15 protein-coding genes are annotated in these 13,736 nt (G+C 70.9%); 10 read left to right on the forward strand and 5 right to left on the reverse strand.

Features of this window, described 5'->3' with window-relative positions; all coding sequences use genetic code 11:
- Nucleotides 1-466 (reverse strand): glutathione S-transferase (locus tag QZV94_RS16395; protein WP_293679080.1); only part of this gene is annotated, 466 nt, incomplete at its 3' end.
- Between the two features lie 182 nt (nucleotides 467-648).
- On the opposite strand from QZV94_RS16395, the gene ruvA reads away from it, so the two are divergent.
- The 10 genes from ruvA to tilS all read left to right on the forward strand — a co-directional run bounded on the left by ruvA (nucleotide 649) and on the right by tilS (nucleotide 8,832).
- Complete coding sequence (ruvA, locus tag QZV94_RS16400; protein WP_293679081.1) at nucleotides 649-1,263, forward strand: Holliday junction branch migration protein RuvA; 615 nt, start codon at nucleotides 649-651, stop codon at nucleotides 1,261-1,263.
- A gap of 10 nt (nucleotides 1,264-1,273) precedes the next feature.
- On the forward strand, nucleotides 1,274-2,314 hold the full coding sequence (gene ruvB / locus QZV94_RS16405) for a Holliday junction branch migration DNA helicase RuvB (protein WP_293679082.1): 1,041 nt from the start codon (nucleotides 1,274-1,276) through the stop codon (nucleotides 2,312-2,314).
- Nucleotides 2,311-2,778, forward strand: a complete 468-nt coding sequence (locus QZV94_RS16410) for a YbgC/FadM family acyl-CoA thioesterase (RefSeq protein ID WP_293679083.1) — start codon at nucleotides 2,311-2,313, stop codon at nucleotides 2,776-2,778. The genes ruvB and QZV94_RS16410 overlap by 4 nt, the downstream gene beginning before the upstream one ends.
- A 49-nt stretch (nucleotides 2,779-2,827) precedes the next feature.
- A complete protein-coding gene (gene tolQ, locus QZV94_RS16415) occupies nucleotides 2,828-3,532 on the forward strand; it encodes a protein TolQ (RefSeq protein WP_293679085.1) in 705 nt (234 codons plus the stop codon).
- A gap of 5 nt (nucleotides 3,533-3,537) precedes the next feature.
- On the forward strand, nucleotides 3,538-4,038 hold the full coding sequence (locus tag QZV94_RS16420; RefSeq protein WP_293679087.1) for an ExbD/TolR family protein: 501 nt from the start codon (nucleotides 3,538-3,540) through the stop codon (nucleotides 4,036-4,038).
- The gene (locus QZV94_RS16425; protein WP_293679089.1) at nucleotides 4,035-4,841 is read left to right on the forward strand and encodes an energy transducer TonB; all 807 of its coding nucleotides are present in this window, start codon (nucleotides 4,035-4,037) and stop codon (nucleotides 4,839-4,841) included. Before QZV94_RS16420 ends, QZV94_RS16425 begins: the two co-directional genes overlap by 4 nt.
- Entirely contained in the window at nucleotides 4,838-6,151 is a 1,314-nt protein-coding gene (tolB, locus tag QZV94_RS16430) for a Tol-Pal system beta propeller repeat protein TolB (protein WP_367254640.1), read from the forward strand. The genes QZV94_RS16425 and tolB overlap by 4 nt, the downstream gene beginning before the upstream one ends.
- A gap of 66 nt (nucleotides 6,152-6,217) precedes the next feature.
- Complete coding sequence (gene pal / locus QZV94_RS16435) at nucleotides 6,218-6,781, forward strand: peptidoglycan-associated lipoprotein Pal (protein WP_293679091.1); 564 nt, start codon at nucleotides 6,218-6,220, stop codon at nucleotides 6,779-6,781.
- Nucleotides 6,782-6,853: 72 nt separating this feature from the next.
- Complete coding sequence (gene ybgF, locus QZV94_RS16440) at nucleotides 6,854-7,621, forward strand: tol-pal system protein YbgF (protein WP_367254643.1); 768 nt, start codon at nucleotides 6,854-6,856, stop codon at nucleotides 7,619-7,621.
- A 95-nt stretch (nucleotides 7,622-7,716) separates the two neighbouring features.
- A complete protein-coding gene (gene tilS, locus QZV94_RS16445; RefSeq protein WP_293679095.1) occupies nucleotides 7,717-8,832 on the forward strand; it encodes a tRNA lysidine(34) synthetase TilS in 1,116 nt (371 codons plus the stop codon).
- Here the strand turns inward: tilS and QZV94_RS16450 are convergent.
- The 4 genes from QZV94_RS16450 to QZV94_RS16465 form a co-directional block, all read right to left on the reverse strand.
- Complete coding sequence (locus QZV94_RS16450) at nucleotides 8,829-9,692, reverse strand: alpha/beta fold hydrolase (protein WP_293679097.1); 864 nt, start codon at nucleotides 9,690-9,692, stop codon at nucleotides 8,829-8,831. The two genes, tilS and QZV94_RS16450, sit on opposite strands and share 4 nt — an antisense overlap.
- 2 nt (nucleotides 9,693-9,694) lie before the next feature.
- Nucleotides 9,695-10,741, reverse strand: coding sequence for an aldo/keto reductase (locus QZV94_RS16455; protein ID WP_293679099.1), 1,047 nt, complete (start codon nucleotides 10,739-10,741; stop codon nucleotides 9,695-9,697).
- A gap of 105 nt (nucleotides 10,742-10,846) precedes the next feature.
- The gene (locus QZV94_RS16460) at nucleotides 10,847-11,740 is read right to left on the reverse strand and encodes a M23 family metallopeptidase (RefSeq protein WP_293679101.1); all 894 of its coding nucleotides are present in this window, start codon (nucleotides 11,738-11,740) and stop codon (nucleotides 10,847-10,849) included.
- A gap of 115 nt (nucleotides 11,741-11,855) precedes the next feature.
- On the reverse strand, nucleotides 11,856-13,736 hold a 1,881-nt coding region (locus QZV94_RS16465), incomplete at its 5' end, for an autotransporter outer membrane beta-barrel domain-containing protein (RefSeq protein WP_293679103.1).

A 13,736-nucleotide genomic window follows, 5' to 3' on the forward strand; every position in this document is an offset into this window, starting at 1 on the left:
GGATACAGGCGATCTTCACCTCAAACGCCACGCCACTTGGGGAATGCAGGTCTACCATCTCCCAGCCACGCCGGCCGCGGTCGCCGACAAAGCCCGTGGTGGCGTCCCCGCCCGCGCCGGTCAGCACCATCTGCATCATCAGCGTGGTCATGAAGGTCCCGTTGGACCAGTGGAACCAGAACAGGTGGTCCGCGAAGTCCGGATCGTCGACCCCGGGCGACAGCCGGCCCTGGCCGTACTTCGCATCGATGTAGTCGCAGATCGCGCCGCTCTCGCCCAGCACGAGGTCGCCGTCGGTGATGACCGGGGCGATGCCCATCGGATGCAGCGCCTTGTACTCGTCCGGCGCCAATCGATTGTCCGCGCGGCGGTCGTAGCGCTTGAATTCGTAGTCGAGGCCCAGCTCCTCGCAGAGCCACACGATCCGTTCCGACTGGGAAATTCCCAGGTGATGAACTGTCAGCATTTCCTTGAAGGCCTCCGCGGGTTTCGAGCGGCGGGGACGCTATGACATACCCGCGTTCGCCGCCAGCCGTCATACCGCTCGTTCGGCGACGCCGCGACATTCCCCCCATCGCCCCCCTGCGGTACCTCTAGCGAACATATGCGCAACCTGATTCGCCCCCTCCACGCTCCGGGCCGCCGCCGATGATCGGTCGCCTGCGCGGCGCGGTCGCCGAGGTCTCCGAGGAGGAGGCGCTGATCGACGTCATGGGCGTGGGCTACGTGGTGCGCTGCGGCAGCCGCACGCTGTCGCACCTGCCGGCCATCGGCGGCGAGACCATGCTCCACGTGGAAAGCCACTGGGGCGAGCAGACGGGACTGACGCTCTACGGCTTCCTGACCCGCGACGAACGGTCGGCCTTCGTGGCCCTGCGCGCCATCCAGGGCGTGGGCCCGAAGGCGGCGCTGGCGGTGCTGGACGTGCTGCCGCCCGGGGAGCTGGCCGGGGCGGTGGCCCGCGCCGACACGGCCTCGGTCGCCCGCGCCTCCGGCGTCGGGCCGAAGCTGGCGCTGCGCATCGTCACCGAGTTGAAGGGCAAGCCGATCACCGACGGGCCGGTGGCGGCCTTCCACGCCGGCGCGCGAGCCGCAGAGCCGATGAAGCCCAGCGCCACCGGCGAAGCGGTCGCCGCCCTCCTGGGCCTCGGCGTCGCCGAACCCGCCGCCCGCCGCGCCGTCGAAGGCGTCGCCACGCGCCTAGGCGAAGAGGCCGACGTCGCCGCCCTCATCAAGGCCGCCCTGCAGGAGCTCGGCCGGTGAGCGCGCGACCATGAGCGAGGAAGAGCCGCGCCTGGTGTCCGGCCAACCGGCCCCGTTCGAGGCGGCGGACAAGGCGCTGCGGCCACAGACGCTGGCCGAGTTCGTCGGCCAGCAGCAGGCCAAGGGGAACCTCAGCGTCTTCATCGACGCCGCGCGCGGCCGGGGCGAGGCGCTGGACCATGTGCTGCTGTTCGGGCCGCCGGGGCTGGGCAAGACCACGCTGGCCCAGATCATCGCCCGCGAGCTGGGGGTGAATTTCCGCGCCACGTCCGGGCCGGTGCTGGCCAAGGCGGGCGACCTGGCCGCCATCCTGACCAACCTGGAGCCTAACGACGTCCTGTTCATCGACGAGATCCACCGGCTGGCGGCGAATGTGGAGGAGATCCTCTATCCGGCCATGGAGGACCACGTCCTGGACCTGATGATCGGCGAGGGCCCCTCGGCGCGCTCGATCCGCATCGACCTGGCGCCCTTCACGCTCGTGGCTGCGACGACCCGCGCTGGACTTCTGGCCACGCCGCTGCGCGACCGGTTCGGCATCCCGATCCGGCTGGAGTTCTACAGCCATGCGGAACTGGAGCAGGTGCTGATGGCCGCGGCGGTGAAGATGGGGACGCCGCTGGCCGCCGAAGGGGCCGCCGAGATCGCCACCCGCGCGCGCGGTACGCCGCGCGTGGCCGGCCGCCTGCTGCGCCGCGTACGCGACTTCGCCGCCGCCGACGGCGCCAAGCTGATCGACCGCAAGGCGGCGGCCAGCGCGCTCGCCCGGCTGGACGTGGACGAGATGGGTCTCGACGCGCTCGACCGCCGCTACCTGCGCGCCCTGATCGAGAACTACGCCGGGGGCCCGGCCGGGGTGGAGACGCTGGCCTATGCGATCGCCGAAGCCCGCGACGCGGTCGAAGACGTCATCGAGCCGTTCCTCCTGCAGCAGGGCTTCATCCAGCGCACGCCGCGCGGCCGCATGGCCTGCGCCAAGGCGTACGCCCACCTTGGCCTGATCGCGCCCAAGAGCGCTGGCCAACCGTCGTCCCCGGACCTGTTCGAATGAGCCCGGAGGCGCGAGATCCGTCCGCGGGCTGGCTGGAGGGCCGCGAACACAGGCTGCCGGTGCGTATCTATTACGAGGACACCGACTTTACGGGCGTCGTCTACCACGCCAACTACCTGCGCTATTTCGAGCGCGGACGGAGCGACTTCTTCCGGTTGGCGGGGATCAGCCACACCGATTTTCTCGCCCTGCCCGAGCCCACCGCCTTCAGCATCATCCGCATCGAGCTCGACTTCAAACGCGCAGCCCGCATCGACGACGCCCTCCTTGTCCGCACCACCTTCGACCGCGTCACCGGGGCGCGCCTGAATGTCAGCCAGGCCATCACCCGCGGCGAGGACCTGATCGCCCAAGCCCAGGTCAGCGCCGTGTGCATCGATTTGAAGGGCCGCGCCATCCGCCCACCCAAAGTGATGATCGAGCGGCTCGGGCCGCTGTTCGCGCCCGATCCCGCCACGCCATAAGATCGCCACCGACCGCCCCCAGCTACGGTCCGACGCCTAAGGAGATGCGATGAACCCGGCCGCCGCCCTCACCCCGGAGAGCTTCGACCTCATCACCATTTTCGTGCGCGCCGACTGGGTGGTGAAGCTGGTGATGATCGGCCTGGCGGCCGCGTCCCTGTGGTCGTGGAGCATCATCCTCGACAAGCTCTTCCGGTTCAGCACGCTGAACAGCCAGGCCAACAGGTTCGAAGACGCCATCGCCTCCGGTCGCAGCCTGGAGGAGGTCGCCGCCGACGCCGGCGAGCATCCCACCCACGCCCTGCCGCGCATGCTGCAAGCGGCGCTCAAGGAGTGGCGCGAGGCCCGCGCCAAGGGCCAGGCCACCGAGGGCCAGCTGGCGTTCCTGGTCCAGCGCATCGACCGCACCCTGGACACCATCATCGCCCGCGAGAGCGCGCGGGTTGAGACGGGTCTGGGCGGCCTCGCCATCGTCGCCACCGCCTCGCCCTTCGTCGGGCTGTTCGGCACCGTCTGGGGGATCATGGGCTCCTTCCAGGCCATCGCCATCCAGAAGAACACCTCGCTGGCGATCGTGGCCCCCTCGATCGCCGAGGCCCTGTTCGCCACCGCCATCGGCCTGGTCGCCGCGATCCCGGCCTACATTGCCTACAACGCCTTCTCGACGGCCGCCGGCCGCTTCTCGGGGCGCCTGGAGGGCTTCGCCGACGACCTCGCCACGGCCATCCAGCGCCGTCTTTCCGAGCGGGCTTAGACAGCATGGCGCTCTCTGCTCACGACGCCTTCTCCGCGGGCGGTGGCGGCCGCCGCCGGGGCCGTGGCCGCCGCCGCGGCGCGCTCAGCGAGATCAACGTCACGCCGCTGGTGGACGTGATGCTGGTGCTGCTGATCATCTTCATGATCTCCGCGCCGCTGCTGACCGCCGGCGTGCCGGTCGAGCTGCCGAAGACCGAGGCCGGGGCCATGCAGGACGTGCCCGACCCGATCACCATCTCGATCCGGCCGGACGCCTCGATCTATATCGGCGACGACGCGCTGCCGTTCGCCAACCTGGCGCCACGCCTGAAGGCCATGGCCACCGACACCACGCGACCGATCTATGTCCGCGCGGACGGCAAGGCGAGCTACGAGATCGTCGCCCGGGTGATGGCCTCGCTGTCCACCTCCGGCTTCACCTCCATCAACCTGATCACCGACACCGGCGGGCCTTCGTCCGGCGGCGACCCCTCGTCGGGTGGCGGGGAGGAGGCCGCCCCGTGAGCCGCGCGGCCGCCCGGCGCGTCGAGATCAGCCCGGCCGCCCTCGGCTCCCTCGCCCTGCACGGCGCGGTGGCCGCAGCGCTGATGATCTCCTGGGGCAGCCGCGACCTGAAGGTGGGCTCGGTGGTGCCTGTGACGATCGTCTCCAGCGCCCCGGACCGCGACACCCGCCCCGCCGAACAGGCGCCGGAAACCCAGACCGCGATGACGGAGGAGCCGGCGTTGGAAGCCCCGCCGGAGCCGGTCCCGCCGCCGCCCGCGCCCGCGCCGACACCGCCGACCAAGACCTCCAAGCCCGCCGAGAAGGCGCCTGCGCCGCTGCCGGCGAAGCCTGCGGCGAAGGCCCCGACCAAGCCGGCCGAAAAGTCACTGGACCTCGACAACCTCTACGCCAGCCTGACCAAGCCGGCCCGCAACACCCAGCGTCCGTCCTCGGCCCAGAAAGGCCCCAGCCGCGCCGAGACCGCGCCGGTCGCGCGCCAGACGGTGGGCTCTGGCCTCGCCGCCGGCGCCGCGCTGGAAGGCCTGGCAGATGAGCTGCAGAAGCGCTGGAACCCGAACTGCGACGTCGAGGGCGGCCGAGACGTCATGGTCAAGGTCGCCTTCCAGCTCGGCGCGGGAGGCCAGGTGGTTGGCGACGTGGTCCCGCAGATCCAGGGCGCGCGCACCCCCGTCGCCCAGGCCAGCGCCGACCGCGCCGTGCGCGCCGTCTACGCCGCCGCCCCGTTCCGCGGCCTGCCGCGCGAGTTCTATGGCGACCGCATCGCCGTCAATTTCAACGCCCGAGAGGCCTGCGCCCGATGACCCAAGTCCGGAGCCTTCACCTGCCCCGACTGCTGTTCGCCCTGCTGTGCGCGATCACCGCCCTGGCCCTGACGCGGCCCGCCCACGCGGAGATCGAGGTCAACATCAACCGCGGCGACGCCCAGCCGTTGCCCATCGCCGTGCCGGCCTTCGGCGGCCAGCAGGGCGCCGACATCGCCCAGGTGATCTCCGCCAACCTGCAGCGCTCCGGCCTGTTCCGGCCACTGGATCCCGCCAGCTTTGTGGAGCGCGACCTGACCGCCGCCGTCCAGCCGCGGTTCGACAGCTGGAAGCAGATCAACGCCCAGGCCCTGGTCAACGGCACGGTCACCGTCCAGGGCGGACAGCTGCGGGTGGATTTCCGCCTCTGGGACGTCTTCCAGGGCCAACAGCTCCTGGGCCTGCAGTTCACCTCCAGCCCGGAGAACTGGCGGCGGGTGGCGCACAAGATCTCCGACGCGGTCTACACGCGGCTGACAGGCGAGAAGGGGTACTTCGACACCCGGGTGGTGTTCGTCGCCGAGAGCGGCGCGCGCGGCAAGGTCGTCAAGCGCCTGGCGATCATGGACCAGGACGGCGCCAATCCGAGCTACCTGCAGACGCCCGGCGACGGCATCGTGCTGACCCCCAGGTTCTCTTCGACCAGCCAGGAGATCACCTACATGGCGCTGCGTCAGGACTCCTCGGCGATCTACCTGTTCAACCTGGAAACCGGCCGCCGGGAGAGCCTGGGAGCCTTTCCGGGCCAGGTGTTCGCGCCCCGCTTCTCGCCAGACGGCGGCAAGGTCGCCTTCTCGGTCGAGCGCGGCGGAAACAGTGACATCTTCGTGATGAACCTCTCCAGCCGCAGCTCCACGCGGCTGACTTCCGACCCTTCGATCGACACCTCCCCGTCGTTCTCGCCGGACGGCTCGCGGATCGTGTTCACCTCCGACCGCTCCGGCCAGCCGCAGCTCTACATCATGGGCGCGGACGGCTCCGGGGCGCGGCGGGTCTCCGGCGGCGGCGGCCTCTACACCACGCCGGTCTGGAGCCCGACCGGCGAATTCATCGCCTTCACCAAGCAGACCGGGGGCCAGTTCCACATCGGCATCATGCGTCCGGACGGCACGGACGAACGTCTCCTGACCACAAGTTACCTGGACGAGGGGCCCACCTGGGCGCCCAATGGACGTGTTCTTATGTTCTCGCGTGAAACCCCCGGGGGTCCGCCCAAGTTATGGAGTGTGGATGTCCTGGGTCGAATCCTTCAGCCTATGCCCTATCCTGGCGCCGGATCGGACCCAGCTTGGTCGCCTCTGCTCAACTAGTCTCGCGCCCCATTCCGGCCTGATAACGTCGCTAGTGATTCGCAACCTTTCTCCAAGGAGACCCCGATGGTTCGTAGCGTGAACAGTTCCACCGTGTTCCGCCTGGTCCTCGTGGGCCTCGCCGCCGCATCCTTCGCCGGATGCGCTAAAAAGGCCAAGCCGGCCTTCGCAACCACCGCGCCGCCGGCGGGCCAGACGACGCCGCGCACCGAACTGCCGCCGGAGCAGGGCCCGGTTGGCCAGACGCAGACCGGCGCGCTCCCCGGCTCCGCCCAGGACTTCGTCGTCAACGTGGGCGACCGGGTCTATTTCGACACCGACAGCTACGAGATCCGCGCCGACGCCCAGCCGCTGCTGGACGCCCAGGCGGGCTGGCTGCGGCGGTACGGCTCGGTGCAGGTCCGCATCGAAGGCAACGCCGACGAGCGGGGTACGCGGGAATACAATCTCTCCCTCGGCGCCCGGCGCGCCAACTCGGTGCGCGACTATCTGGTCGGGCGCGGCGTCACCGCCGACCGCATCGGCACCATCTCGTTCGGCAAGGAGCAGCCAGTCGATCCGGGCAGCGGCGAGGAGAGCTGGCAGATGAACCGCAACGCCCGGACAGCCATCGTCTCGGGCGCGCGCTAGTATCCGATGCGTACGGGTCGTCGTGTCCTAGCGTTGGTGACGCTGGCGGTCCTCGCGACCGCCAGCCCGGCCGTGTCGCAGACCCCGATGGAGGACCCGCTCGACAGCCGCGACGCCAGGCGCGTCGAACGCATGGAGAAGGTGGTTCGCGAATTGCGGGCCATCGTCTTTCAGCTGCGCGACACGGGGAAGCCCGTCGTGGTCCAGCCGGCCGACACCGATGCGCGGATGGACGAGCTCAGCCGCAGGATCGGCGACCTTGAAGGCTCGCTTCGCAGGATCAATGGGTCCATCGACAGCGTGACCCGTGAACTCGACGCGGCAAAGCGTGAGAATGCAGCGCTTACGGCCCAGGTTCAGGCGCTGAGCGACCGGCTCACCGCGGCCGACCAGAGAGCCGCGGCCGCTGCCCCGCCGCCCCTCACGGAAGCGGATCCGCCCACCCCGGCCGGGGATCCGGCCAAGGATTTCGCCGCCGCCCGTCAGCTGATGCTCTCCGGCGACTATGACGCCGCCGAACAGGCCTTCGCCGCCTATGTCGCCAACTATCCGGACGCGCCGCGCGCGCCCGAGGCCAGCTACTGGTGGGGCAAGACCCTGACCGTCCGCGCCGCCCACGCCGAGGCGGCGCGCGCCTATATCACCGCCATTCGCGGCTGGCCGAAGACGCCCTGGGCCCCCGAGGCCGTGCTCGAGCTCTCCAAGTCCCTGGTGGCGCTCAAGAAGCCCGCCGACGCCTGCCAGACCCTGGCCGAGCTTACCCGCCGCTACCCCAAACCCGCGCCCGCCATCGCCGCCCGCGCCACCGCGCTCCGCACCCAGGCCAAGTGCGCGGCGTAGGGACGGCCACCCTCCCGCTTCAGGATCGTCATGGCCGGGCGAGTCCCTGCCCTGGCGAAGCATTGGATGAGGTTCGGCGGACTCTCGACGACCGCTTGCTCCACGACCACCCGAGCCCCGTCGCCGTGGCCCTGTCCGGCGGCGGGGACTCCCTGGCGCTGACGTTGATCACCGATGCCTGGGCGCAAGAGGCCGGTCGCGGACTCCTCATCCTGACCGTCGACCACGGCCTGCAGGCCGAGGGCCAGGCCTGGGTGGAGGCCTGCGCCGAGATCGCCGCGCGACTCAGCCGACCCTTCCGGAGCTTGCACTGGGCGGGCGAGAAACCTTCCACCGGACTGCCCGCCGCCGCCCGCCGCGCGCGGCACGCCCTGCTCGCGGACGCCGCGCGTGAGGCCGGGGCGCGGGTGATCCTGATGGGCCACACCGCCGACGACCGGCGCGAGGCGGCGGTGATGCGCGCCGCCGGTTCGACCGTGCCGGACCCCGGCGAGTGGGCGCCCTCGCCGGCCTGGCCGCAGGGCCGCGGCGTCTTCCTACTGCGGCCATTGCTGGACGTGCGGCGCGCCGACCTCCGCGCCTGGCTGGCCGCGCGCGGCGAGACGTGGATCGAGGATCCCGCAAACGCCGACCCCCGCTATGCCCGCAGCCGCGCCCGCCTCACCCGGACGCGGTCGCCTGGCCGCGCATCGGCTGCGCCGCTGGCCCTGGCCGCCGAGGCCTCCGAGCAGTCCGGCGTGGTCATCATCGCCCGCGACCGCCTTCGCACCGCCGCGCCGCAGGACGTCTCCCGCTTCGTGGCCCTGGCCTGTGTCTGCGCCGGCGGCGGCGACCGACGACCGGCCGGCCCGCGGATCGCTCGCGCCGCCGAGGCGATCGCAGGTCCGGACAGGTTCGTCTCCACTCTGGCCGGCGCCAGGATCGAGGCCGACGGCGAGCTTGTACGCATCGCGCGCGAGGCCGGCGAAGCCGCGCGGGGCGGATTGCGGCCACTCGACCTTCCGGGCGGACAGGAGATCGTCTGGGACGGGCGTTTCGCCGTGACCTCGCAGACCGCAGGGCTCGTCGTCCGTCCGAACCGCCGCGGGGCCCCGACCATCGAATGGGCGAGCGGCTCCGGCGAAGGAGGCACACCGCCTGTCGCGATCACGTCGCTGGTCGGCGCGCGTCTGCGCGCCGCCGCCGGCCTGATCGCGCGCGAGCCGGCCTAAGGCGCCGCCAGCACGTGGTCCACGCCGCGCAGGATCGCGTCGGCGAAGCGGGGGCCCAGCAGGTTGGCGTGTGTCGACTGAGGGACGTGTTCGATGAAGCCGTGGCGCGCGGCCTTCGCGGCGTTCTCCTGGAGCGCCTTGATCGGACCGCGCGCGGCAGGCGGGCCGGCGGTGACCACCGCGACCGGCAGGTCGGCCGGCAGTTCGGCGGCCCCCGCCAGCTTCGAGGTCGCCGGCCAGGCCACCACCTCCGCCGCCGCTCCGCGCGCGTGGGGGGCGGAGGCGTGGATGCGGCGCTTCTCGGTGGCCGCCTCCTTCGGCAATCCGATCAGGTTGCCGGTGAGGAACGACACCGGAGCCATAAGCCCCAGCCGGGCCCCGTGGCTGACCGCGTGCAGCAGGGCGCCGAAGGCGCCGATGGCCGGCGCGCCGCCCGGCAGGGCCAGCACCTCGGGCGTCACCGCATCGACGAACACCAAGCCCGTCACCGGCCGGGTCCGCTCCAGCGCAAAGAGGCGAACCATCAGCCCGCCCATGGAGTGGCCGACGAGCACGATCGGTCCATCCTCGCCTAGCGCCGCCAGCAGGGCCTCCAGGTCGTCGTTGATCGCACGGCCATCGCGCGGCTCGGGCCCCGCGTCGGAGTGGCCGATGCCGGCGCGGTCGTAGGCGAGGCTGCCCAGGCCCTTCGCAGCCAGCTTGTCCTGCACCACCGACCAATCGGTCGCGCAGCCGAAGGCGCCGTGCTCGCAGACCACCAGCGGGCCTTTGCGGTCCGCACTCTCCGGTCCGGCGCGGACGACACGCAGGCTGCGCCCGCCGATATCGACCCGCTCGCCACGATAGGCGATGCGCGCCAAGGTCAGGCCTTCTTGAACGGCGCGGGAGCGCGACTGCCACCTTGGCGGCCGAGCATCCAGCCGGGGTATTCGCTGGGCAGTTCGCTAACCTCGTCCAGCCGCCGCATCTCCTCGGGTGTCAGGGCGAGGTCGACCGACGCCAGGTTGTCGTCCAGCTGCTCGGTGGTCTTTGCGCCGATGATGACGCTCATCACATGCGGCTTGGCCAGAAGCCAGGCCAGCGCCACCTGCGCCACCGACACGCCGTGCGCCTCGCCCACCTCGCGCATCACCTCGACGCAGGCCCAGGCACGGTCCTTCTCCACCGGCGGGAAATCGAAGTTGGTGCGCCGCGCGTCGGTGGGGTTGTTGGAGCCGGGCCCGAACTTGCCGGAGAGCAGTCCGCCGGCCAGCGGCGACCAGACCATCAGGCCCAGTTGCTCGGACGTGAGCATCGGAACCAGCTCGCGCTCCAGATCGCGCCCCGCGATGGTGTAGTAGGCCTGGAGGGTCTCGAACCGAGCGTAGTTCTTAGCCTCTGCCAAACCCAGCGCCTTGGCGATCTTCCAGGCCGCCCAGTTGGAGACCCCCACGTAGCGGACCATGCCCTGGCGCACCAGGTCGTCCAGCGCCCGCAGCGTCTCGTCGATGGGCGTGACCGTGTCGTTGCCGTGGATCTGATAGAGGTCGATGTGGTCGGTCTGCAGGCGCTCGAGGCTGCCCGACACCGCGTCCATGATGTGGCCGCGCGAGGCGCCGCGGTCGTTCGGCCCCGGACCCATCTGGCCGAAGACCTTGGTGGCCAGCACCACGTCCTTGCGGGCCAGGCCCAGGTTCTTGATCGACTGCCCCAGCCGCCGCTCGGATTCGCCGAACGAATACACGTCGGCGGTGTCGAAAAAGTTCACCCCGGCGTCGACCGAACGGCGCATGATCGCATCCACGTCGCCCTGCGGCAGCGACCCGATCGCCTTCCACATTCCGGCGTCCTCGTTGCCGCCGAAGGTCATGGTCCCAAGGCAGATCTCGGACACGTAGAGGCCCGTGCGGCCCAGCTGGTTGTACTTCATGCGATGGCGCTCCCGTTGCGAGGGATATGGGAGATCGCCGCGACGCCGTCGAGGTCCTTCCTTTCCCGCCGCGGGCGGGAGCGGGAGAGGCGCCGGGGCGCGGACCTATAGAGAGAGCTGCGCGCGGGGACGGCCGTCGGGGCCGATGGAGAGGCCCTTAAGACCGTCGATCTGCTCGCTCTTGGCCGCGTCTCGGGCCTGGCCGGCAAGGTTCCGCTCGGCGGCGGCCATGTCTTCGGCCTCCGTGGTCCGGCGACGGCCGACGACGATGGACTTGCCGGCCTTTGCGTCCATAAGCGCCTGCTTGCTGGCCGGGATGCGGCTGACATAGGCGATGCGCACGCGGCCGGAATAGCGTTTGGCCTTGTCCAGTGGCAGGTCGCCGGTCTCGGCGAACGCCTTGCCCAGGAACATGGCCGGATCCAGCGGGCGGTCGGCGGCGTCGCGGATCTCGAAGTGCAGGTGCGGGCCGGTCGACGTGCCGGTGGAGCCAATCTGGCCGATGAGCTGACCGGCGGTAACTCTCAGCCCAGGCTTCACCCCGGCTTGGATCGCGCCGAGATGGGCGTAGATGGTCGTTAGTCCCACCGCATGGCGCACGGCCACATAGCGCCCGTAGCCGCCCTTCTCGCCAGCCGCGACCACTTCGCCGTCGGCGGAGACGAGCACCTGGGCGTCACTGTCCGCGGAAATGTCCACGCCTTCATGCAGCCGCCCGCCGCCCTCCCAGGGCAGCTGGCGCAGGCCGAAGGGCGAGACTACGGCGTGGCCCGGCGCCGGCTCGACGAAGGCGATCAGGAAGGAGTCCTCGACCGTGGCCTGGTTCGCCGGCGCATTGGTCAGGACGGCGCGGACCTGTCGGGGCTGCACGGCCTGAGGAGCCTCGATCAACGAAGCGTGCGCCACAGCAAAGGCGCTCAGCGCGGCGGCGGCCACGATGCCGGCTTCGGCGGCGGCGCGCTTTCCGCGTCCCTTGAGTATCCGCTTCAGGTCAAACAACGCGTCTCGGACTCCCAGGCGCGGCCTGTCCACGCCCGGGACCGGACGAACGACCGACGCGGGTTCTAGGCAAAAACCGCGCCGGCCGCAAACCATCCCGTCGCGAGGCGCGGCCTTAGAACTGTATCCGCAGCGCGGCGCGCACGTCGTATTCCTGGTAGTCGCCGTCGAACGTGCCGCCGGCGTTCACCGAATAAAGCGCCCGGGCCACCCCTCCGCGGAAGCCGGCGCGGAGGATGGCGCCGCCTTTGAAGACGTTCTCCGGATCGAGGGTGAAATCGGCGCCGCCGTCGAAGTGCGCCGTAGTCGCGCCGGGCTTGCCGGCCAGTTTGGCCCGGTAGCCCGCCTTCACCTCCGGCGCCCACCAGACCGCGTCGCCGAACCGCCAGCCGAGGGCGACCAGCGCCTGGCCGGTCAGCAGATCGCCCGTGCGCTTGTCCACGATGAGGTCGAAGCCGGGCCCGCCGCCCTCCTCGCGATAGCCGTCCTCCGCCAGCCGCGTGTAGCTGGCCGACAGCTCCGGCCGGGCATAGAAGGCGCCCGCCTGCCACGCGTACGAGACGCCGGCGTAGGCGTCGGCCATCCATGCGTTCCAGTCCGCCTTGGCGCGCAGGTTCACGGCATCGCTCAACAGCCGGCGGTCACCCTTGAGGAAAGCGTACCCGATCCCACCGCGCACCGCGGCCTGCAGCGGGCCGCCGTCGAGCCGCCAGTAGAGACCGGTCCCGACGAGGTTCATGCTCACCTGCTCGTCGGCCGCACCGCCGCGGTCCTTGATGTCGGTGGTGACGAAGCTGACGTTCGCCCCGACGGCCGTGGTCTCGCCCTGCAGGTCCATGCCGGCCGCGAACCCGAAGCCGCGGCTTTTGAAGCCCATGGCGTTGGTCCTGTCCTGGCGCAGGTCGAACACCACCTCCTGGGCCCACAGACCGGTGGACGCGTCGCCGTCGATGGTCAGCGGCTCGGCCGCAGCCTGCGACACAGCCGCCGAAAGCGCGGCGGCCGACATCAGCGTCCCGCCGGAGTGGTCCGGCAGCATCTGGTCATAGAGGTCCTGAAAGCCCGCCCGCGTGGTCTGGCTGAGGAACGCGGCCTCGATGGCCTCGTCCTTGTCCAGCGCCTCGAACACCGCCCCATAGGCTTGGCTGCCTGACCGGTTCAGCCCCAGCTCGCTCGTCGTCTTCGGCCGCAAGTCCACGAAGAGCGCGCCGGCCGCCAGATCAGCGCGCAGGTTGGCCTGGTAGAGGAACGGCGCGCCGGCCAGGGCCGCTCCGGCCCCACCCACTGTCAGGCTGCCGGCCTGCACCACCTGGAACGATTTCGCCACACGCGAGAGGCCCGTCAGGGTCACCGCCACCTGGGCGCCGGTCGCCACGGTCGCGGCGCCAGAGACGTTGAGGCGGGTCGCGGTCACCGCCGGATCGATGCTGACGGCCAGGACACCCTTGGAGCCGACGTTGAGCGACGAGACGCTCACGGCTTCCGTATTGGCCAGCGACAGCAGGCCGTTGCGCACGTCGAGGGCAAGCTGGCCGTCGGCATCGACAATGCGGCCCGCCGCAGTGGCGCCGCCGTCGAGCACCAGCGTGTCCGCACCGGCGCCGAAGCTCATGGTCCCCACGAGGCTCCCGGCTAACAGTTCCAGGCGGTCATTGCCCGCGCCGAGCAGCACGTCGCCTGTGATCTTCGGTGCGTCGGCCGTGTTGACCTTCGCCTGGCGCACGACGGCTCCGGTTCCGTTGGCGCTCAGGTCGATGGCGACCGCCCTGCCGGTCTGGGCGACTCCAGTCACCGGATTGACCTGGGCGACGATCGACCCCGAGTTCTCCACCAGCGCCAGGCGTCCGGAGAGGTCGACGATGGCGCGGGCGTCGTGCAGGCCGCCGTTCGTCTCGGCGCCCACCGAGCCGGCGTTGCGGAACGCAGGGACGATTGCGTTCAGGTTCAGCAGCACCCCTGTCGCCTGCGCCCCATAGGCGCGAGCGAACATTGAGCC

Origin of the sequence: uncultured Phenylobacterium sp., assembly GCF_902826855.1 — a bacterium.
Lineage (GTDB): Bacteria > Pseudomonadota > Alphaproteobacteria > Caulobacterales > Caulobacteraceae > Phenylobacterium.

Excerpts from the sequence above, each read along its gene's own strand:
- QZV94_RS16420 (WP_293679087.1), top strand. The coding sequence starts at position 3,538 with ATGGCGCTCTCTGCTCACGACGCCTTCTCCGCGGGCGGTGGCGGCCGC.
- tolQ (WP_293679085.1), top strand. The coding sequence starts at position 2,828 with ATGAACCCGGCCGCCGCCCTCACCCCGGAGAGCTTCGACCTCATCACC.
- QZV94_RS16410 (WP_293679083.1), top strand. The coding sequence starts at position 2,311 with ATGAGCCCGGAGGCGCGAGATCCGTCCGCGGGCTGGCTGGAGGGCCGC.
- tolB (WP_367254640.1), top strand. The coding sequence starts at position 4,838 with ATGACCCAAGTCCGGAGCCTTCACCTGCCCCGACTGCTGTTCGCCCTG.
- ruvA (WP_293679081.1), top strand. The coding sequence starts at position 649 with ATGATCGGTCGCCTGCGCGGCGCGGTCGCCGAGGTCTCCGAGGAGGAG.
- QZV94_RS16455 (WP_293679099.1), bottom strand. The coding sequence starts at position 10,741 with ATGAAGTACAACCAGCTGGGCCGCACGGGCCTCTACGTGTCCGAGATC.
- ruvB (WP_293679082.1), top strand. The coding sequence starts at position 1,274 with ATGAGCGAGGAAGAGCCGCGCCTGGTGTCCGGCCAACCGGCCCCGTTC.
- pal (WP_293679091.1), top strand. The coding sequence starts at position 6,218 with ATGGTTCGTAGCGTGAACAGTTCCACCGTGTTCCGCCTGGTCCTCGTG.